This window comes from Tersicoccus phoenicis (assembly GCF_001968835.1).
GTDB lineage: Bacteria > Actinomycetota > Actinomycetes > Actinomycetales > Micrococcaceae > Tersicoccus > Tersicoccus phoenicis.
Window position 1 is genome coordinate 32,843 of sequence record NZ_MRDE01000024.1, and the last position, 20,175, is coordinate 53,017.

The 20,175-nt window shown below is 71.4% G+C and carries 17 protein-coding genes; 3 read left to right on the plus strand and 14 right to left on the minus strand.

The genetic code is table 11. From position 1 onward, the window contains the following. Positions 1-14: 14 nt before the first annotated feature. The 9 genes from BKD30_RS05515 to BKD30_RS05555 form a co-directional block, all read right to left on the minus strand. Positions 15-1,652 (minus strand): ABC-F family ATP-binding cassette domain-containing protein, encoded by a 1,638-nt coding sequence (locus BKD30_RS05515; RefSeq protein ID WP_076702998.1) that lies wholly within the window; start codon positions 1,650-1,652, stop codon positions 15-17. Between the two features lie 37 nt (positions 1,653-1,689). Beyond that, positions 1,690-2,508: an isoprenyl transferase gene (locus BKD30_RS05520; RefSeq protein ID WP_076703000.1), complete on the minus strand. Its 819-nt coding sequence runs from the start codon at positions 2,506-2,508 to the stop codon at positions 1,690-1,692. A gap of 7 nt (positions 2,509-2,515) precedes the next feature. Then, the gene (recO, locus tag BKD30_RS05525) at positions 2,516-3,271 is read right to left on the minus strand and encodes a DNA repair protein RecO (protein ID WP_076703001.1); all 756 of its coding nucleotides are present in this window, start codon (positions 3,269-3,271) and stop codon (positions 2,516-2,518) included. 9 nt (positions 3,272-3,280) lie between these two features. After that, positions 3,281-5,032, minus strand: a complete 1,752-nt coding sequence (gene leuA / locus BKD30_RS05530; protein WP_076703003.1) for a 2-isopropylmalate synthase — start codon at positions 5,030-5,032, stop codon at positions 3,281-3,283. A 280-nt stretch (positions 5,033-5,312) separates the two neighbouring features. Beyond that, complete coding sequence (locus BKD30_RS05535; RefSeq protein WP_076703005.1) at positions 5,313-6,971, minus strand: LCP family protein; 1,659 nt, start codon at positions 6,969-6,971, stop codon at positions 5,313-5,315. A gap of 196 nt (positions 6,972-7,167) precedes the next feature. Continuing rightward, positions 7,168-8,103: a GTPase Era gene (gene era / locus BKD30_RS05540; protein ID WP_076703007.1), complete on the minus strand. Its 936-nt coding sequence runs from the start codon at positions 8,101-8,103 to the stop codon at positions 7,168-7,170. Then, positions 8,100-9,467, minus strand: coding sequence for a hemolysin family protein (locus tag BKD30_RS05545; RefSeq protein WP_076703009.1), 1,368 nt, complete (start codon positions 9,465-9,467; stop codon positions 8,100-8,102). Before BKD30_RS05545 ends, era begins: the two co-directional genes overlap by 4 nt. Next, positions 9,464-9,937, minus strand: a complete 474-nt coding sequence (gene ybeY, locus BKD30_RS05550) for an rRNA maturation RNase YbeY (protein WP_076703011.1) — start codon at positions 9,935-9,937, stop codon at positions 9,464-9,466. Before ybeY ends, BKD30_RS05545 begins: the two co-directional genes overlap by 4 nt. Further along, a complete protein-coding gene (locus BKD30_RS05555) occupies positions 9,934-11,040 on the minus strand; it encodes a PhoH family protein (RefSeq protein WP_076703013.1) in 1,107 nt (368 codons plus the stop codon). The genes ybeY and BKD30_RS05555 overlap by 4 nt, the downstream gene beginning before the upstream one ends. 229 nt (positions 11,041-11,269) lie before the next feature. Here BKD30_RS05555 and BKD30_RS05560 point away from each other — a divergent pair, with 229 nt between their 5' ends. Next, positions 11,270-12,241: a GerMN domain-containing protein gene (locus BKD30_RS05560; RefSeq protein WP_083956045.1), complete on the plus strand. Its 972-nt coding sequence runs from the start codon at positions 11,270-11,272 to the stop codon at positions 12,239-12,241. A 61-nt stretch (positions 12,242-12,302) separates the two neighbouring features. Here BKD30_RS05560 and BKD30_RS05565 read toward each other — a convergent pair whose 3' ends face one another. The 3 genes from BKD30_RS05565 to hrcA form a co-directional block, all read right to left on the minus strand. Continuing rightward, the gene (locus BKD30_RS05565) at positions 12,303-13,094 is read right to left on the minus strand and encodes a 16S rRNA (uracil(1498)-N(3))-methyltransferase (RefSeq protein ID WP_076703015.1); all 792 of its coding nucleotides are present in this window, start codon (positions 13,092-13,094) and stop codon (positions 12,303-12,305) included. Between the two features lie 59 nt (positions 13,095-13,153). Continuing rightward, positions 13,154-14,287, minus strand: coding sequence for a molecular chaperone DnaJ (gene dnaJ / locus BKD30_RS05570; RefSeq protein WP_076703017.1), 1,134 nt, complete (start codon positions 14,285-14,287; stop codon positions 13,154-13,156). A gap of 61 nt (positions 14,288-14,348) precedes the next feature. Then, entirely contained in the window at positions 14,349-15,377 is a 1,029-nt protein-coding gene (gene hrcA, locus BKD30_RS05575) for a heat-inducible transcriptional repressor HrcA (protein WP_076703019.1), read from the minus strand. 176 nt (positions 15,378-15,553) lie between these two features. Here hrcA and BKD30_RS05580 point away from each other — a divergent pair, with 176 nt between their 5' ends. Both BKD30_RS05580 and BKD30_RS05585 read left to right on the plus strand, forming a co-directional pair. Then, positions 15,554-16,435, plus strand: a complete 882-nt coding sequence (locus BKD30_RS05580; protein ID WP_408033362.1) for a DUF3097 family protein — start codon at positions 15,554-15,556, stop codon at positions 16,433-16,435. A 141-nt stretch (positions 16,436-16,576) separates the two neighbouring features. Further along, positions 16,577-17,002: a DUF4870 domain-containing protein gene (locus tag BKD30_RS05585; RefSeq protein ID WP_235861492.1), complete on the plus strand. Its 426-nt coding sequence runs from the start codon at positions 16,577-16,579 to the stop codon at positions 17,000-17,002. Positions 17,003-17,035: 33 nt separating this feature from the next. Here BKD30_RS05585 and hemW read toward each other — a convergent pair whose 3' ends face one another. Together hemW and lepA are read right to left on the minus strand one after the other, a co-directional pair. Then, on the minus strand, positions 17,036-18,277 hold the full coding sequence (hemW, locus tag BKD30_RS05590; protein ID WP_076703025.1) for a radical SAM family heme chaperone HemW: 1,242 nt from the start codon (positions 18,275-18,277) through the stop codon (positions 17,036-17,038). Between the two features lie 2 nt (positions 18,278-18,279). Further along, positions 18,280-20,160, minus strand: coding sequence for a translation elongation factor 4 (gene lepA, locus BKD30_RS05595; RefSeq protein WP_076703027.1), 1,881 nt, complete (start codon positions 20,158-20,160; stop codon positions 18,280-18,282). Positions 20,161-20,175: the final 15 nt, after the last annotated feature.

The window sequence follows — 20,175 nt, forward strand, 5'->3', positions numbered from 1 at the left end:
CGGTGGAGGTGCCGTCAGCGCACCGTGACCTGTCCCGCGTCGACCTGCCACCGCTGGTCGAGCTGCACGTTGGCGATGAGCCGGCGGTCGTGCGAGACGAGCAGCAGGGTGCCGCCGTACGACCGGAGGGCCTGCTCGAGCTGCTCGATCGCGGGTAGGTCGAGGTGGTTGGTCGGCTCGTCGAGGATGAGCAGGTTGACTCCACGGGCCTGGAGCAGCGCCATCGCGGCGCGGGTGCGCTCGCCCGGCGAGAGGCGTCCGACGAGGCTGGCGACCTGGTCGGCCTTGAGCCCGAACTTCGCCAGCAGGGTGCGGACCTCCGTCGACGCCATGGCCGGGACGGCGGCCTCGAATGCGTCGCCGAGCGGCAGACCTGCGTCCAGCGACGTGCGGGCCTGGTCGATCTCGCCGATCGCGACGCTGGCGCCGAGCGAGGCGCGTCCCTCGTCGGGGGTGATGCGGCCGAGCAGCAGCCGCAACAGCGTGGTCTTGCCGGCGCCGTTGGGCCCGGTGATGGCGATCCGGTCGCCGGCGGCGACCTGGAGGGAGACCGGTCCGAGGACGAAGTCACCCAGCCGCTTCGTGGCCGCATCGAGCGTGGCGACGACGCTGGAGGATCGCGGGGCGGCAGCGATGTCGAACTGGAGCACCCATTCCTTGCGGGGCTCCTCGACCGCCTCGAGGCGCGCGATTCGTGACTCCATCTGACGCACCTTCTGCGCCTGCTTCTCCGACGACTCGGTCTGGGCGCGGCGGCGGATCTTGTCGTTGTCGGGCGACTTCTTCATGGCGTTGCGCACGCCCTGCGAGCTCCACTCGCGCTGGGTGCGGGCGCGGCCGACCAGGTCGGCCTTCTTGTCGGCGAACTCCTCGTAGGCCTCGCGTGCGTGCCGGCGCGCGACGGCGCGCTCCTCGAGGAACGCGTCGTAGCCGCCGTCGTACACCGCGACCTGGCCCTGCGCGAGATCGAGCTCGACGATCCGCGTGACGGAGCGAGCCAGGAACTCGCGGTCGTGCGAGACGAGCACGACGCCCGCGCGCAGGCCGCGGAGGAAGCGCTCGAGCCGCTCGAGGCCGTCGAGGTCGAGGTCGTTGGTGGGCTCGTCGAGGAGCACCACGTCGAAGCGGCTGAGCAGGAGCGCGGCGAGCGCGACCCGCGCGGCCTGTCCGCCGGACAGGTCGGTCATCAGCGCGTCGATCCCGACGCCCAACCCGAGCTCGGCGAGCGTCGCGGGTGCGCGGTCCTGAAGGTCCGGCGCGCCCGTGGCGAGCCAGTGGTCGAGTGCGGTGGCGTAGGTGTCGCCGGCGTCGGGGTGGTCGGAGCCGAGCGCGGCGGCCGCTGCCTCCATGGCCTCCATCGCGGCGGTGGCGCCGGTCCGTCTCCCGAGGTAGCCCGCCACGGTCTCCCCCGCGACCCGCTCGTGCTCCTGCGGCAGCCAGCCCACGAAGGCGCCGGCCGGTGCCGTGGACACCGTTCCCGCCATCGGCGTCGCCTCACCACCGAGCAGCCGCAGCAGGGTGGACTTCCCGGCGCCGTTGGCCCCCACGACGCCGACCACGTCGCCGGGTGCGACGGTGAGGTCGAGGGACTCGAAGAGGGTGCGGTGGCCATGGCCGCCGGCCAGGTCCTTCGCGACGAGGGTGCCAGTCACGCCTGCCAGCTTAGGGCGGCCTGCGCGCGGATCCAGTCTACTCCCCGGCCGGCGTCGTCGTGCCCGGCAGGTCCACGGCGCCGCCGTAGCGGCGGTCACGGCGCGCGTAGATCTCGATGGCGTCCCACAGGGTGCGCCGGTCGACGTCGGGCCACAGCGTGTCGAGGAAGACGAACTCCGCGTAAGCGGACTGCCAGAGCAGGAAGTTGCTCAACCGCTGCTCGCCGGACGTGCGCAGGAACAGGTCCACGTCCGGCAGGTCGGGCTCGTCGAGGTAGCGCTGAATGGTCTTCTCCGTCACCGAGCCCGGCCGCAGCCGGCCCGCGGCGACGTCCGCGGCGATGGCCGAGACGGCGTCGGCGATCTCTGCGCGGCCCCCGTAGTTGACGCACATGGTCAGGTGGCACACGTCGTTGCCCCGGGTCCGCTCCTCGGCGACCTCGAGTTCGTTCACCACCGAACGCCACAGCCGGGGCCGGCGCCCGGCCCAGCGGACGCGGACCCCCCAGGCGTCCAGCTGGTCCCGCTGCCGGCGCAGCACGTCCCGGCTGAAGCCCATCAGGAACCGCACCTCCTCGGAGGACCGCTTCCAGTTCTCGGTGGAGAACGCGTACACACTGACGTACTGCACGCCGATCTCGATCGCGCCGGCCATCACGTCCAGCAGCGCCGCCTCACCGCGCCGGTGTCCCTCGTTGCGGGGCAGGCCGCGGGCGTTCGCCCAGCGTCCGTTCCCGTCCATGACGATCGCCACGTGCCGCGGCACCAGAGTCGGCGGCACGGCGGGCGGCCGCGCCCCGCTCGGGTGCGGAGCCGGGGGCACGGGACGGTGCTGTCCGGTGGGGTGGTCGGACATCGGTGCGTCAAACCCTCTCGATGTGTTTGAGCGAACGGACGGACCGCTCCAAGTGGTACTGGGCGAAGGCGGCCACGAGGCCGGACGCTTCGTTGCGCTGTCCCGGGTCCGCGTCGACGGTGCCGGCCCAGTCGCCGGCCAACAGGGCCGCCAGCAGGGCCAGGGTGCCCGGGTCCGGGGAGGCCGAGCCCGGGGGGCGGCACACCGGGCAGACGACACCGCCGACGGGCACGGAGAATGCCCGGTGCAGACCGGGGGCGCCGCACCGCGCGCAGTCCGTGAAGCTCGGCGCCCAGCCGGCGTCGGCCAGGGCACGCAGCAGATAGGAGTCGAGCACCGTCTGCGGAGAGTGTGTGCCCGCGGCCAGGGCGTGCAGGGCGCCGAGCAGCAGCCCGTACTGGCTGCTGGCCGATTCCGTGTCGATGTCGCTGAGCCGCTCCGCCGTCTCACAGATCGCCGCGGCCGCCGTGTACTTGCCGTAGTCCGCGACGATCGGCTGGCCGTAGCTGGCCACCGACTCGGCCTGGGAGACGATGTCCAGGTTCCGGCCGGTGACCAGTTGCAGGTCGGCCACCATGAACGGCTCGAGCCGGGCACCGAACTTGCTGCTGGTGCGCCGCACCCCTTTCGCCACCGCTCGCACCTGCCCGTGCCGCCGGGTGAGCAGCACGATGATGCGGTCCGCTTCCCCCAGCTTGTGGGTACGGAGGATCACCCCGTGATCGCGGTACTGCCGGGAGGCGAAGGAGGAGGCTCGAGCCACGTCGGCCGCTCAGTCCCGGTCGCGCACGGCGCGGTTGACGGCGGAGATGACCGCCTTCAGCGAGGCGAGCGTGGTGTTCTCGTTGATGCCGGCGCCCCAGAGCACCCGCTCCCCCACCGCTGCCTCCACGTAGGCGGCGGCCTTGGCATTGCCGCCCTCGGACAGGGCGTGCTCGGTGTAGTCCAGCACCCGGACATCGATGCCGTCCTCGGCCAGCAACGTCAGCAGTGCGGACACCGGGCCGTTGCCCGTGGCGGTCCGGTGCTGTTGAACGCCGGCGACGACCAGGTCGATGTCCAGCGTCGTCGTCTCGTCCTCGGTACGCGTGCTGAACGAGCGGATCGCATACCGGCCCCACTCGGGCAGCGGCTCGCCGACGCGCTCGTGTTCGGCGGAGGGCAGGTACTCGTGGATGAACATCTTCCACAGGTCCTTGCCGCTGATCTCGCCGCCGGCGGTGTCGGTGAGGCGCTGCACCACCGCGGAGAACTCGATCTGCATCCGGCGCGGCAGTTCCAGGCTGTGCTCGTTCTTGAGCAGATAGGCGACGCCGCCCTTGCCGGACTGCGAGTTGACCCGGATCACCGCCTCGTACGAGCGGCCGATGTCCCGCGGGTCGATCGGCAGGTAGGGCACGCCCCAGACCAGGTCGTCGACCTGGCTGCCGCTGGTCTGCGCGTCGGCGGCCATCGCCTCGAAGCCCTTCTTGATGGCGTCCTGGTGGGAGCCGGAGAAGGCGGTGAAGACCAGGTCGCCACCGTACGGGGACCGCTCCGGCACGCCGAGCTGGGTGCAGTACTCGGCGGTGCGGCGCACCGCGTCCAGGTCGGAGAAATCGATCATCGGGTCGATGCCCTGACTGAACAGGTTCAGCCCCAGGGTCACCAGGTCGACGTTGCCGGTGCGCTCACCGTTGCCGAACAGGCAGCCCTCGATCCGGTCCGCGCCGGCCAGGTAGCCGAGCTCGGCCGCGGCCACCCCCGTGCCCCGGTCGTTGTGCGGATGCAGGGAGAGAATGATGTTCTCGCGGTTGTACAGGTGCCGGCCCATCCACTCGATCGAGTCGGCGTACACGTTGGGGGTGGCCATCTCGACGGTGGCGGGCAGGTTGAGGATCACCTGGTTGTCCTCGGACACCTCGAAGACGTCGGCGACGGCGTTGCAGATCCGGGCCGCGAACTCCAGTTCCGTGCCGGTGTAGGACTCCGGGGAGTACTCGTAGGTGATCCGGGTGTCCGCCAGCGTCTCCTCGAACTTCTTGCACAGCCGGGCACCGGACAGGGCGATGTCCAGGATGCCGTCCTGGTCCTGCTTGAACACGACCCGCCGCTGCAGCACCGAGGTCGAGTTGTACAGGTGCACGATCGCCTGCTTCGCGCCCTGCAGGGACTCGTAGGTGCGCTCGATCAGGTGCTCCCGGGACTGGGTGAGCACCTGGATGGAGACGTCGTCGGGGATCCGGTCCCGCTCGATCAGCTGCCGGACGAAGTCGAAGTCGGTCTGAGAGGCGGAGGGGAAGCCCACCTCGATCTCCTTGTACCCCATCCCCACGAGCAGGTCGAACATGCGGTGCTTGCGTTCGGGGCTCATCGGGTCGATCAGGGCCTGGTTGCCGTCCCGCAGGTCCACGGCGCACCAGCGCGGGGCGGTGGTCATCCGCCGGTCGGGCCAGGTGCGGTCCGGCAGGTCCACGCTGATCTGCTCGTGGAACGGGACGTACTTGTGGACCGGCATGCCGGACGGCTTCTGCTGGTTCTGCATCGGGTGCCTTCTTCTCCTGTCGCGGGCCAGCCGGCGCGGTGACCGCGGGCTGACCGAGAGTCGGTCTGGCCAGACACAACAACTCCGCACCGGGGCGTCGGCCGCCTTCGTGAGCGTGGGACTCGAACGAAGGCTCAGACCCTGGCGCGGCAGCTAAGCAGGAGCAAACCCTGAGACACGCTTTCACCCTACACGCCCCGCCGATGCGACCGGCACACCGTCGGCGTGACCCGGGTCGGCATCACCGGGCACGGGCAGGCGACGGTCGGTCGCCGGGAGCTCAGAAGTTGCCGAACGCGGACTGGCAGGTGACCTGATCGGCGGTCTGCCCGTTCAGACCGCCCAGGTTGCCCCCGCCGGTCATCGTCGTGCCGCTGGTGAAGTCCTTGCCGATGTCCACCCGGACGCCGCTGATGTCGGCGGCCGGGACCACCTGGACGCGGCCGACACCGAGCACGTCAGCCAGGGCGTTGGCCTGCTCCTGGTAGCCGGGCCCGTAGAAGACCTGGGTGCCCGGCCGGGTGCCGGTGGTGGTCGCGACGGCGGACTGCGTATATCCGGCCTTCACCAGGGCCCCGGCGATCGCGGTGTCCCGGCCGTCGACGCCGGAGACGTTGCGAACGGTGACCGGGACGACGGCCCGGGCGGCGGCGATCTGCGCCGTGTCGGTCGCCGTCGGGGTCGGGGTAACGGCCGTCGACGGCGTCGCCGTGGGGGTGGCAGGACCGGAGCCGGTGCTCGAGCCGGTGCTCGGACCCGGGCCGGTGGCGGTGGCACTGGGAGTCGCCGAGGCGGACGGAGCACTCAGGTCCTCGTCGGCCCGGAGTTTGGCGAAGAGCGCGTCAGCGGCGCCGGTCTGCAGCTGCAGCCGGTTGGGGTCCGTCGGGTAGGGCTCCACGGGCGCGGTCACGAACGCCACTCGGGACGGGTCGACGTTCTGCAGCTGGGTGGCCAGGTTGATCAGGGCGGGCACCTGGGCGAGTTGGTCGTCGACGGTGAGATTCTTCGTGACGGTCTCCGCGATCGAGTACAGCCGGGGCAGGTCGGTCAGCGTGCCCTCGGCCTTCACCTTCCGGACCATGGAGGCGAGGAAGCTCTGCTGAGCGCGGATCCGGCCCTCGTCGCCGCCGTTGCCGAAGCCGTGCCGGGTACGCAGGAACGCCAGCGCCGCCTCACCTTCGATACTGCTGACGCCGGCAGGAAGTTCGAGGCCGGAGGCCGGGTCGTTGATCGGCTGGTTGACGCAGACGTCGACGCCGCCGAGCGTGCGGGACAGCTCGGTGACGGCGTTGAAATCCGCCATCATGAAGTGGTCGATGTTCAGGCCGGTGAGCCGGTTGATCGCCGCGACCGTGCAGCCCGGACCGCCGGAGGCGAGGGCGCTGTTGAGCTGGCCCATGGCCCGGCCGGGGTATTCCTTGCCGGTCTGGGGGTCCTTGCACCGCGGGATGGCGACCATCAGGTCACGAGGGAAGCTGACCACGGTGATGCGCTTCCGGTCCGCCGAGACCTGCATGAGCATCATCACGTCGGAATTTCCGGCGGTGCTGGTGTCGGTGGGGTTGCCGTACCGGGAGTCGGCCCCGCTTCGCGTGTCGGTGCCCAGGACGAGGATCTGCATCGGCTGGTTGTCGAGATTCTGGTCGGGCGGCGCGCTGGACTCGGCGTCCAGGTTCAGCGGTCTGGACGCGATGTTGCCCTGCAGACGCAACACCTGGACGCCGGCGAACACGACGCCGGCGATCACGAGCAGGGTGAGGACCGCGGCGGTGACCTTGAGCCCGCGGTGGCGCAGCTCCCGGCCGGCGTGGCGGCCGCGTCCGAGGTACTTGGGCACGGGGTGGCGGGTACGGCCGCGGGTGCGACCCGGTCCGGTGGTCGGGTGGTGGCCGTCCCGCTGGACGGGGCGATCGTCACGGGCGACGTGACGTCGACTCATTCACCCACCCCTTCTGGCGGTCCGGCGTCCGGCGGCGGACCGCGAACGGATCACGGGGGCGGCATCGATGGGCAGCGAATGCTGCGGCGGCCGGGCGCTCCCCGTCCCTGGCTCGCTGTATTGTGGCACACCCGTCCGGGTGCCGGCTGATCATCCGCCGTCCCCGCCGTCCCCGCCGTCCCCGCCGTTCCCGTGCTCAGAAGCCCAGCCGGGCGAGCTGCTTGGGGTCGCGCTGCCAGTCCTTGGCGATCTTCACGTGCAGGTCGAGGTACACGGGCGTGCCGAGCAGCGCCTCGATGCCCTTCCGGGCGGAGGTGCCGACCTCGCGCAACCGGGAGCCGCCACGGCCGATGATGATGGCCTTCTGCGAGGAACGCTCGACGAAGAGGTGGACCCGCACGTCGAGCAGCGGCCGGTCGGCGGGCCGGTCCTCCCGGGGGACGATCTCGTCGACGACGACGGCCAGCGAGTGCGGCAGCTCGTCGCGCACGCCCTCCAGTGCGGCCTCGCGGACGAGTTCGGCGACCATCACCGCTTCGGGCTCGTCCGTCAGTTCCCCGTCCGGGTAGAGCGGCGGTGACGGCGGCATCGCCGCGATCAGCACGTCGGAGACGGTGCTCACCTGGAACCCGTCCACCGCGCTGACCGGCACGATCCCCGCCCAGCTCTCCCCGCCCAGCGCCTCGCGGCCGAGGCCGTCGACCGCGACCAGGGCGGCGGCCAGCGCCTCCCGGCCGACCCGGTCGGTCTTGGTGACCAGGGCATACACGGGGCGGCGGCGCAGACCCGCCAGCTTCTCGGCGATGAAGCGGTCACCGGGGCCGATCTTCTCGTCGGCCGGCAGGCAGAAGCCGATCGCGTCGACTTCACCGAGGGTCTCGGTGACGAGGTCGTTCAGGCGCTGCCCGAGCAGCGTGCGGGGCCGGTGCAGCCCGGGGGTGTCGACCAGGATCAACTGGCCGTCGGTCCGGTGAACGATGCCCCGGATGGTGTGCCGGGTGGTCTGCGGCCGCGACGACGTGATGGCGACCTTCTGCCCCACCAACGCGTTCGTCAACGTGGACTTCCCGGCGTTCGGCCGCCCGACCAGGCTGACGAACCCGGCGCGGAAGGGGGTCTCGGTGCGGCTCATCCGGCCACCTCCTGGTGATGGGTGCCGTCGTGGCTGGTCTCGTCGATCCGGCGGTGGTGGTCCTCGGCCGCCTGGTCCGGTCCCGGGACCGGGTCGGCCAGCCGGACGATCAGGTGGGACACCCGGTTGCGGCGGCCTTCCAGCCGTTCAGCACGCAGGTCGATCCCGGCGATCGTCGCCTCACTGCCGACGATCGGGACCTTGCCGATCGCCTTGCCGAGCAGACCGCCGACGGTGTCCACCTCGTCGTCCTCCAGTTCCAGGTCGAACAGTTCGCCTAGATCCTCGACGGCGAGCTGCGCGGAGATCCGGTACCGCCCGTCGCCGAGGTCCACGACCTCCGGCCGCTCGGAGTCGTACTCGTCGACGATCTCACCGACGATCTCCTCGATCAGGTCCTCCAGGGTGACCATTCCGGCGGTCCCCCCGAATTCGTCGATCACGATCGCGACGTGCGTGCCCTCCCGCTGGAGTTCGCTGAGCAGGTCGGCCACCGGCTTCGATTCGGGCACGAATCGGACCGGCCGGGCCACCGTGTCGACGGCGGCGGCCCCGGCGTCGGGACCGGGAGTGACACCGGCGCGGTCGGTGCCGTACACGGCCGCGACGACGTCCTTGAGGTAGAGGACACCGCGAGGGTCGTCGGTGCTCTGCCCCATCACGGGCACCCGCGAATAGCCCGACCGCAGGAACAAGGACAGCGCCTGGCGCAACGTGGCACCGCTGTCGATGCCGACGATGTCGGTGCGCGGCACCATCACGGCGCGGACCTTCGTGTCGTTCAGGTCGAAGACCGAGTGGATCAGTTCCGCCTCGCTGTCCTCGATCATCTCCGACTCGCTGGCCCGGTACACCATCTCCCGCAGTTCGTCCTCCGTGAAGAACGCGGCGTCCGCGCGGGGGGCGCCGGGGGTGACGAGGCTGCCGACGGAGATCAGCCAGCCGGGCACCGGGCCGAGGACGACGCAGAGGGTGTGCACCAGGGGCGCGGTGGCGGTGACGACACCGACCGAGTAGGTCCGACCGAGCTGGCGGGGTGAGACGCCGACCAGCACGAACCCGATGGCGGCCATCACGACGGTGCCGATCAGCCCGGCGATCCACGGGTTGCCGAGCGTCTCGAGCAGCAGCAGCGCGACGGCGACGGCGGCGGCCATCTCGAACCACACCCGCCAGAACCGGGTGGCGTGCATGTGCCGGGAGGGCTCGTCGATGATTCGGCGCAGGGCACCCGCGTTGCGGCCTGCCAGCGCGGTCTCCGCGTCGTGCCGGGGCAGATACGTGAAGGCGGCCTCGGCCGCGGCGGTCAGGACGGCCCCGCAGAGGAAGACCACCATCAGCACGAGCAGCAGGGCGACGGTCACGTCTCGGCCTCCCGTGGTGCGGGCCGACCGAGGTGCTCGCTCAGGAGCGTCCGCTGCAGGGCGAACATCTCGGTCTTCTCGTCGGGCTGCTCGTGGTCGTACCCCAGCAGGTGCAGGACCCCGTGGGTCACGAGCAGGAGGACCTCGTCATCGACGCTGTGGCCACCTCGCTCCGCCTGGCGGGCAGCGACCTGCGGGCAGACGACGACGTCCCCCAGCAGACCCTCCGCGCCGGGAGCGTCCTCGGTGCCGGGACGGAGTTCGTCCATCGGGAAGGACATGACGTCCGTCGCACCGGGTTCGTCCATCCACTGCCGGTGCAGGCCGGCCATCGCCTCCTCGTCCACGAGCACGATGGACAACTCGGTCTGCGGATGCAGATGGAGTCGGTCGAACAGGTGCCGGGCGAGGGCCAGGATCCCGTCCTCGTCGACGGTGCGCGCGGACTCGTTGGAGATCTCGATACTCACGACGCCGACTCCCGCGTCCCCTGCGGGCGAGTCCGTGCCGCCGCGTCGTCGGCGCGCTTCCGTTCCCGCGCGCGGCCGTGGTCGAGGCGCTCCCGGGAACGTTCCTGGCCGCGGCGCTGCTGCTCGTCCCAGCGGCTGTACGCGTTGACGATGTCACCGACCAGCCGGTGCCGTACGACGTCGGTCGCGTCGAGCGTCGTGAAGGCGACGTCGTCGATCCCGGCGAGGATCTCGCTGACCACCCGCAGACCGGACCGCGTGCCGTGCGGCAGGTCGACCTGGGTGACGTCACCGGTGACGACGATGCGGGAGCCGAACCCGAGGCGGGTGAGGAACATCTTCATCTGCTCGGGCGTCGTGTTCTGCGCCTCGTCCAGGATGATGAACGCGTCGTTGAGGGTGCGCCCCCGCATGTAGGCCAGCGGCGCGACCTCGATCGTCCCGGCCGCCATCAACCGCGGGATCGATTCGGGGTCCATCATGTCGTGCAGCGCGTCGTACAGGGGACGCAAATACGGGTCGATCTTGTCGCTCAGGGTGCCCGGCAGGTAGCCGAGCCGCTCCCCGGCCTCCACGGCCGGGCGGGTCAGGATGATCCGGTTGACCTCGCGGTTCTGCAGCGCCTGGACGGCCTTGGCCATCGCGAGGTAGGTCTTGCCCGTGCCCGCCGGCCCGATCCCGAAGATCACCGTGTTGCTGTCGATCGCGTCGACGTACAGCTTCTGGTTCAACGTCTTCGGGCGGATGGTGCGGCCACGGCTGGACAGGATGTTCTGCGTGAGCACTTGCGCGGGACGCGCCCCGCCCGCGGTCTCGAGCATGCTCATCAGTTGCTGGAGCGTCTGTGCGGACATCACGGTGTGCGCGGCGGCCATCTCCTTGACCTCGGCCAGCACCTCGGTGGCCCGGACGACGGCGCCCGGCTCGGTACCGCTGACCTGGACCGAGTGGCCCCGGACGGTGAGGCTGAGGGTGGGATACGTGCTCTCGATGATGCGCAGGGCCTCGTCCTGGGCGCCGAGAGCCTGAACCATCTGCTCCGGTGAATCGAAGTCGATGGTGCGCGTCTCCGTGCCGGTGGCGGTTTCGGTTGACTCGCTCATGGGTGCGGCCGATCGGCCTGCCGTCGCTCCTCACGGATCTGTGGTCCCGGTCCGAGGTCCGGGTCCGGTGGGTCGGGGGTATGAGCCGGAGGTGCAGCGTGCGCCGCCTCCGGCCCTTCAGATTCTACGGCACGGGCCCCCGTGGCAGACTGGGGAGGCAGCGCGAACGGGCCGTAGTTCGCGCTCGGTGGATCCAGGCCCGACCGACGGCGGCGATCGATGACAGGAGGTGGCCGCGATCTTCTCGCGACGCCGAGCCCGGCCGATCGGGCCGCTGCCGGTCAGACGCGTGCTGGTGCGTCTGTTCGCCGTCATGGCCGCCCTCGGACTGCTGCTGCCGACGTTGGCCGCCTGTACGTCCCTCTCCTCGCCCCGGCCCACGGCCGCACCGAGCACCGAGGGCCAGTCCGGTTCTGCTCTGAGCCAGCCGACCGGTGCGGCCGAGTCGGTCGCGAGTACGTCGCAGGTGCCGGTGTACTGGTTGGGAGGCACCGGCGGCGGGACCTACCTGTTCCGCGAGTACCGCGTCCTTCCGGCCGGCGGCGACTCCGTCTCGACCGCGGTCTCGGCCATGATGTCGGCCAAGCCTCTCGACCCCGACTACTACACCCCGTGGCGACCGGCATCGAGCGTCGGCTCCGCGATCGGCGACAACAACACGGTGACCGTCGACATCTCCTCCGACGCGTTCGGCGCCCAGCTCAGCCCGGATCAGGCCGATCTGGCCGTGCAACAGCTCGTGTACACGGCCACCGGGGCCGCGGCCAACGCCGGCCTGATCCCGACGGACCAGCAGAGCCGGGTGATCATCCTCGTCGACGGGCACACCCAGTACCGAGCGTTCGGTCAGGTCACCCTCGGGGATCCGATGAGCCGCAAGATCGAGCGAGCGGCGCCGATCTGGGTGCTCGACCCGCAGGACGGCACGGTGGTGACCGGGTCCTCGGTGCGGGCCTCCGGCCGGGCGACGAGCGTGGTGAGCAGCGTCGACTGGGAGATCGGCCGCGCGACCAACGACGGCCAGGACAGCTACCGTCGGTACCGGTCCGGTTCCGTCGCACTGCGGCCCGACGGCACCACCGGTGCCACGTTCTCCATCTCCGAGAAGCTCCCGCCCGGCAACTACCGGCTGACGTTCTTCGAGCCCGGTGACGGCGGGGCGCGGCGCTGGGCGGACAGCAAGACGATCACCATGCGCTGAGGCGGTCCGGCGGCAGGACGCCGACGGCGGTGCCGGCCTTCTGCCCGTCCCACGCCAGCCACTAGGACGTGGGCCAGCGGCCGAACTGGACCGACGCGAGGGCCAGGGCCGCGGGTCCGGCCGTGGAGGAGCGCAGCACGTGCGGGCCGAGCACCGCGGTGCGGGCCCCCGCGTCGGTGAGTACACCGAGTTCCTCCGGGCCGATGCCGCCCTCGGGCCCGACCACGAGCAGCACCCGGTCGGCGCGGGTCCCCTCGGTGGCCGCCGGCCCCGGACCGGCCAGTACCGCGCCCAGCGGCTGGTCGGCCTCCTCATGCAGGACGACCGCGACGAGCGTGCCGTCGTTCGTCCCGGCGGCGATGCGGGCCGCCAGCGCACGCGTGTCGATCAAGGCCCCCAGCCGCGGGATGCGGGCGCGCCGGGACTGCTGTGCCGCCGCCCGCAGCACGCCCTCCCACTTCGCCGCCGCACGGGCCGCGCGGTCGGCCTTCCAGCGCACGATCGACCGGTCCGCCTGCCAGGGGACGACGACGTCGACGCCGAGTTCCGTCGCCGTCTCGACGGCCTGCAGGTCGCGGTCCTGCTTGGCGAGAGCCTGCACGAGTTCGAGCACCGGCGCCGGGGCGGGTTCGACGATGACGGACTCGACCCGCAGCACCAGGACGTCCTTCGCGGTGTCCGTCACCGTGCAGGCGAGACGTCGACCGTCACCGTCGCTGAGCTCGACGACCTCGCCCCGACCGATCCGCCGGACGGTGGCGGCGTGCCGCCCCTCCGCGCCGTCCAACCGCACCCGATCCCCGGCCACCAGTGCGGTCAGGTCGGCGGCCGGGTAGAACACCGGGGCGCTCATCGTGCGTCGACCTCCGCGGGCGGTGGGGTGGGTGGTGAACGGACGGCCACACGGCCGGATCAGAGGCCTCCGAAGCGCTCCCGCAGCCGGGAGAAGACGCCGCTGCCGGCGGTGGCCGGCTTCGCGGCGGGCTTCTCCTCGCGGCGCAGCTCGGCGAGCCGGCGCAGCAGGTCCTCCTGCTCGCCGTCCAGGCGCGTCGGCGTCTCCACATGCAGGTGGATCCGCACGTCGCCGCGACCCCCGGACCGCAGGTGCGTGACGCCGAGGCCCCTGAGGGTGATCACCTCACCGGACTGACTGCCCGCTGCGACCCGCACGGACTGCGCGCCGTCGAAGGTCTCGAAATCCAGCGCGGTGCCCAGGGCCGCCGCCGTCATGGGCACCTGCAGGGTGGCGTGCAGGTCGTCGCCGTCGCGGACGAACGTCGGGTCCTTCGCGACCTGGATCTCGACGTACAGATCGCCCTGCGGACCGCCGGCGACCCCGGCCTCGCCCTGACCCCCGAGCTGGATGCGGGTGCCGGTCGCGACGCCGGCGGGAACCTTCAGGGTCAGGCTGCGGCGGCTGCGGACGCGACCCTGACCGGCGCACTCGTTGCAGGGGTTGCGGATCACGGTGCCGAAGCCCTGGCACGTCCCGCATGGCGCCGTCGTCATGACCTGGCCCAGGATGGAGCGGACCGCGCGCTGGACCTGGCCGGTGCCGTGACAGATGTCGCACGTCTGGGGGGAGGTGCCCGGCTCGCAGCAGGACCCGGAACACCGCTCGCACACGACGGCGGTCTCCAGTTCGATCGTCTTGTTGGTGCCGAACACGGCGTCCCGCAGATCCACGCCGACGGAGATCAGGGCGTCCTGACCGCGCCGCATCCGGGAGGGCGGTCCCGCCGCGCCGGGACCGGCACCGCCGAAGAAGGTGTCGAAGATGTCCTGGAACCCGAAACCGGCACCGCTGAACCCGCCGCCGAAACCGTTGGTGCTGCCGTTCTCGTTACCGGTGGTGTCGTACACCTGCCGCTTCTGCGGGTCGCTGAGCACCTCGTAGGCGTGGCTGACCTTCTTGAACTCGTCCGCCGCCTCGGCACCGGGGTTCACGTCGGGATGCAGCTTGCGGGCCAGCTTGCGGTACGCCTTCTTGATCTCTTCGCCGGTGGCGTCCCGGGACACGCCCAGGACCTCGTAATGACTGGCCACAACGTCCTTTCACGTCGATCATCGACACCGCCGGTCGCGGATGTGCTCCCGGCGGTGAACATCAGCCCGCGAGAATGCGGGAGAGGTAACGGGCCACCGCGCGTACGGCGGCCATGGAGGTCGGATAGTCCATTCGCGTGGGACCGACCACGCCGAGCCGGGACGCGGCCGCGGGCCCGTAGCCCGAGGTGACGACCGAGGCCTCGCTCAGCGGCCCGTACGGGTTCTCGTGGCCGATCCGCACGGAGACACCCGTCTCGTCGTGCCCCACCTCGGACAACAACCGCAGCATCACGACCTGTTCCTCCAGCGCCTCGAGCACCGGCAGGATGGTCAGGGGGAAGTCACGGGTGGCCCGGGCGAGGTTCGCGGTACCGGCCATCACGATCCGCTCCTGGCCGGCGAAACCGACGAGTGAGACGACGGCGCCGGCGAGACGGTCCAGCAGGCGGTCCCCGGCGCCGGGGTCGACGGCGTCGTGCTCGCGACCGCACAACCGGGCCAGGAGCGCCGGTACCTCCGTGAGCAACCGGCCGTCGACCTGCCCGAGCAGCCGCGACCGCGCGTCGGCGAGGTCCTCCTCCGTGGCGTGCGCGTCGAGCGGCACCACGCGCTGCTCGACGTGACCGGTGCTGGTGATCAGCACGACCAGGGCGCGGTCCGCGGCGAGCGCGACGACGTCGAGGTGCCGCACGCGGGCGCTGCCGATCGTCGGGTACTGGATGAGGGCGACCTGATGGGTGAGCTGCGCGAGCAGCCGCGCCGTCTTCTCCATCACGTCGTCGAGGTCGTTCGCCTCGTCGAGCAGGGTCTGGATGGCGCGGCGCTCCGCCGGCGAGAGGGGCTTGACGTCCGAGATCCGGTCGACGAACAGGCGGTAGCCGGCATCGGTGGGGACCCGGCCCGCACTCGTGTGCGGCGCCACGATCAGGCCCTCCTCCTCGAGCACCGCCATGTCGTTGCGGATCGTCGCCGAGGACACGCCCAGGGCGTGCCGGTCGACGAGTGCCCGGGAGCCCACCGGTTCCCGGAACTGCACGTAGTCCTCCACGATCGCGCGCAGCACGTCCAGTCGTCGCGCATCGCTCACTGCCGCACCTCCTGTGGCGGTCTCGACGGTTGTGGTTCCGGCCCACGCTTCCGGCCGGCGTACGCTCGACACCGAGCGGCAGTGGTTAGCACTCGGGGTGCGCAAGTGCCAAGTCTAGTACGCTCGGCCGTTGCCGGCACGCAGGCGCCGGCGAGCGGATGAAGCCAGGAGGATACGTGCACAACGACTGGGGTCCGCGCGAGCTGACGACGGCGAACACCGGACGGCGATCGGGACGGACCCGACGGGACGTGCCGGCGGTTCCCGCCCGGCGTGGACTGGTGTTCGAGGACGCCACCAGCGGGTGGGTCGGTGAACTGCTGCGGGTGGAGCGTACCGCCGGGATGGTCGTGATGGTGCTCGAGGGCCGCGGTGGCCGGACCCGCACCTTCCCCCTCGGCCACGGCTTCCTGCTCGAGGGACGGCCCGTCGAGATCGTCGACCCGGCCACCGTCCGGCCGAGCACGGCTGCCCCGGTCGCCCCCGCCCGCACCGCGTCCGGCTCGGTCCGCACCGCGCCGTCCCGCGCGAGGGTCGCCCGCGCCAGCCGCATCTGGGTGGAGGGCAAGCACGACGCCGAGCTGGTGGAGAAGGTCTGGGGCGACGACCTGCGCGAGGAGGGCATCGTCGTCGAACCGCTGGGCGGCATCGATGACCTGGTCGATGCCATCCGCGACTTCGCGCCCGGACCGCAGCGGCGGCTCGGCGTGCTCGTGGACCACCTGGTGCCCGGCAGCAAGGAGTCCCGGATCGCGCAGGACGCGCTGCGGCTGCCCGGCGCGGCCCGGAACGTGATCGTCGTCGGCCACCCCTATGTCGACGTCTGGCAGGTGATCAAGCCGGCGGTGCTGGGCATCGACGCATGGCCCGTGATCGCTCGCGGCCAGGACTGGAAGACGGGGATCCTGGCCGGGCTGGGCTGGCCGCACGCCGGCCAGGCCGACGTCGCACGCGGCTGGCAGCGGCTCCTGGGTTCCGTGCACACGTACACGGACCTGGAGCCGGCGCTGCTCGGCCGGGTCGAGGAGGTCATCGACTTCCTCACCGTGACCGGCTGACGGTGACCGGCTGACGGTGGACCGGCCGACTGACCGGTGAAGGACCGGTGCCCGGTAGGCTGGATCCGACGCGGACACCCCGAGGCCCGCGTCGGCCAACGAACGGACGGGCCATCACCGATGGCTCACAGAGAGGCAGTCGTGTCGCAGACCCCCCGGCCCGAGAGCCCCGGTGCCCGCAGCCACGGCGCAGCCGGCGACTACCGGGGTGCGCCCGCCAGCGCACTGCCGCTGACGGCGACGGAGGACCGGCAATGGGCGACGTTGGCCCATTTCGGCGGGATCTTCGGCTGCATCCCCTCCTTGGTGATCTATCTCGTCTTCCGGGAGCGCGGCCCGTTCACCGCGCAGGAAGCGTACGAGGCCCTGAACTTCACGGTCCCCCCGACCATGGTCGCCGTGCTGTGCAACGTCCTCGCGCTCGTCCCGGTGGTCGGGTGGGTGTTCGCGCTGCTCGCAGCGCTCCTCTGGCTGGGGGTCACGGTGTTCTCCGTGATCGCCGGCGTCCACGCCAATCGCGGCCAGCCGTACCGGTACCCGCTCAACCTGCGCCTGATCCACCACTGAGACGGACAGCGCCCGGGCGTCGTCGGGGCGGGCTCAGTCGGTCAGTAGCCGACGGACGACGGCGTCGGCCAGCAGCCGCCCGCGCCGGGTGAGGCGGAGCGTGCCGGCGAAGGCCGGACCCGGTTCCACCAGCTCGTCGGCGATCAGGGCCGCCACCTCGCGCCGACGCTCGTCGCCCGGAAGCGGCGCGAGCGCGGCCACGGGCAGTCCCTCGGCCAGCCGGGTCCGCAACATCACGTCCTCCAGGTGCCGGGTCCCCGGGTCGAGCGTCTCCCGCCCGGCGGCCGGTGACTGCCCGGCCGCCAGCCGGGCCGCGTACGCCGTCGGATGTTTGACGTTCCACCACCGCACCCCGCCGACGTGGGAGTGGGCGCCGGGCCCGATGCCCCACCAGTCCCCGCTGCGCCAGTAGGCGAGGTTGTGCCGGCAGGCGTGCTCGGCGCCGCGCGCCCAGTTGCTCACCTCGTACCAGGCCAGTCCGGCGTCGCCCAGGCGGGCGTCGGCGAGTTCGTACTTGGCGGCGTGGTCGTCGTCGTCGACGTCCGGTACCGCACCGCGGCGGATCCGCGCGGCCAACCGGGTGCCCTCTTCGATGATCAGCGCGTAGGCCGAGATGTGGTCCGGTTCACAGGCCAGGGCCGCGTCCAGGGACCGGCCCCAGTCCGCCAGGCTCTCCCCCGGCGTGCCGTAGATCAGGTCGAGGCTCACGTCGAGCCCCGCCGCCCGGGCCCAGGCCACCGCCTGCGGCACGTTGTCCGGGTCGTGCGTGCGGTCCAGGACGGCCAGCACGTGCGGCACCGCGGACTGCATGCCGAAGGAGACGCGGGTGACGCCGGCGGCGGCGAGGCGTTGCAGGCCCTCGGGGGTGACCGAGTCCGGGTTCGCCTCGGTGGTGATCTCGACGTCGTCGGCGAACGCCCAGTGCGCGCGGGCGGCGTCGAGCACCCGGACCAGGTCCTCGGCCGGCAGCAGGGTCGGCGTGCCGCCGCCGAAGAAGACGGTGTGCACCGGCCGGTCGCCCACCCCGGCGTCGGCCAGCACCGCGGCGGCGAGATCCACCTCGGCGACCGCCCGGGACGCGTACTCGGCCTGGCTGCCCCCGCCACCGAGCTCCGTGGCGGTGTAGGTGTTGAAGTCGCAGTAGCCGCAGCGCACCGCGCAGAACGGGATGTGCACGTACAGGCTGAAGGTGCGCGTCTGGGCTCCGTCGGCGACGGTACGGGGAAGCCGGCCGTCGACGGGAGCCGGGTCGGCCAGGGGTAGAGCGCTGGGCATGGCTACTTCTTGGCCTTGTCCTTGCTGCTGGTCCCGCCGCCGCTGCCGCCGTCGTCGGAGGAGAGCGCGGCGATGAAAGCCTCCTGGGGGACCTCGACCCGGCCGACCATCTTCATCCGCTTCTTGCCCTCCTTCTGCTTCTCCAGCAGTTTGCGCTTGCGGGTGATGTCGCCGCCGTAGCACTTGGCGAGCACGTCCTTGCGGATGGCGCGGATGTTCTCCCGGGCGATGATCCGCGACCCGATGGCGGCCTGGATCGGCACCTCGAACTGCTGCCGCGGGATCAGCTGCCGCAGTTTGGCCGTCATCATCACGCCGTAGGCGTAGGCCTTGTCCCGGTGCGTGATGGCACTGAACGCGTCGACCTGCTCGCCCTGCAGCAGGATGTCCACCTTGACCAGGTCGGCCGCCTCGTCGCCGTCGGCCTTCCAGTCCAGGGACGCGTAGCCGCGGGTGCGGGACTTGAGCTGGTCGAAGAAGTCGAAGACGATCTCGGCCAACGGCAGCCGGTAGCGCAGCTCCACCCGGTCCTCGGAGAGGTAGTCCATGCCCTGGAGCTGCCCACGGCGGGCCTGGCACAGTTCCATGATCGCGCCCACGAAGTCACTCGGCGCGAGGATGGTCGCGGCCACCATCGGCTCGCACACCTGCGCGACCTTGCCCCCGGTGGGGAACTCGCTCGGGTTGGTCACCTGCACCTCCTTGCCGTCCTCGAGCGTGACGTCGTAGACGACGTTCGGCGCCGTGGAGATGAGGTCGAGGTTGAACTCCCGTTCGAGCCGGTCCCGGGTGATCTCCAGGTGCAGCAGGCCGAGGAAGCCGCAGCGGAAGCCGAAGCCCAGCGCCGCGGACGTCTCGGGTTCGTAGACGAGGGCCGCGTCGTTGAGCTTGAGCTTGTCCAGCGCGTCGCGCAGCACCGGGTAGTCGGAGCCGTCCAGCGGGTACAGGCCGGAGAACACCATCGGCTTGGGATCCTCGTAGCCGCCGAGCGACGTCGTCGCCGGTTTCGCCAGGTCGGTGACGGTGTCGCCGACCTTGGACTGGCGCACGTCCTTCACCCCGGTGATCAGGTAGCCGACCTCGCCGATGCCCAGGCCCCGGGTCGGGGTCGGCTCCGGGGAGATGACACCGATCTCGAGCAGTTCGTGGCTGGCGCGGGTGGACATCATCTGGATCCGCTGCCGCGGGGTGAGGGCGCCGTCGACGACGCGCACGTACGTGACGACGCCGCGGTAGGAGTCGTACACGGAGTCGAAGATCATCGCGCGCGCGGGGGCGTCGGCGACACCGACCGGGGCGGGGATCTCGGCGACGATCCGGTCCAGCAGCGCCTCGACGCCGACACCGGTCTTGCCGGAGACCAGCAGCACGTCCGCGGGGTCCCCGCCGACCAGGTTGGCGAGCTCCTCCGCGTACTTCTCCGGTTGGGCGGCGGGCAGGTCGATCTTGTTCAGCACCGGGATGATGGCCAGGTCGTTCTCCATCGCCAGATACAGGTTGGCCAGGGTCTGCGCCTCGATGCCCTGGGCGGCGTCGACGAGCAGCAGCGCCCCCTCGCAGGCGGCGAGGGAACGGGACACCTCGTAGGTGAAGTCGACGTGGCCGGGCGTGTCGATCATGTTCAGGGCGTAGGCGGTGCCGTCGACCTCCCACGGCATGCGCACGGCCTGGGACTTGATGGTGATGCCGCGCTCGCGCTCGATGTCCATCCGGTCCAGGTACTGGGCGCGCATGTCGCGCTGTTCGACGACGCCGGTGGCCTGCAGCATCCGATCGGCCAGGGTGGACTTGCCATGGTCGATGTGCGCGATGACGCAGAAGTTCCGGATGATCTCCGGGGGGGTCTGGGCGGGCACCGGTGCGGTGCGTGCCAGCGGTGACAACGGATGGCCCTCACT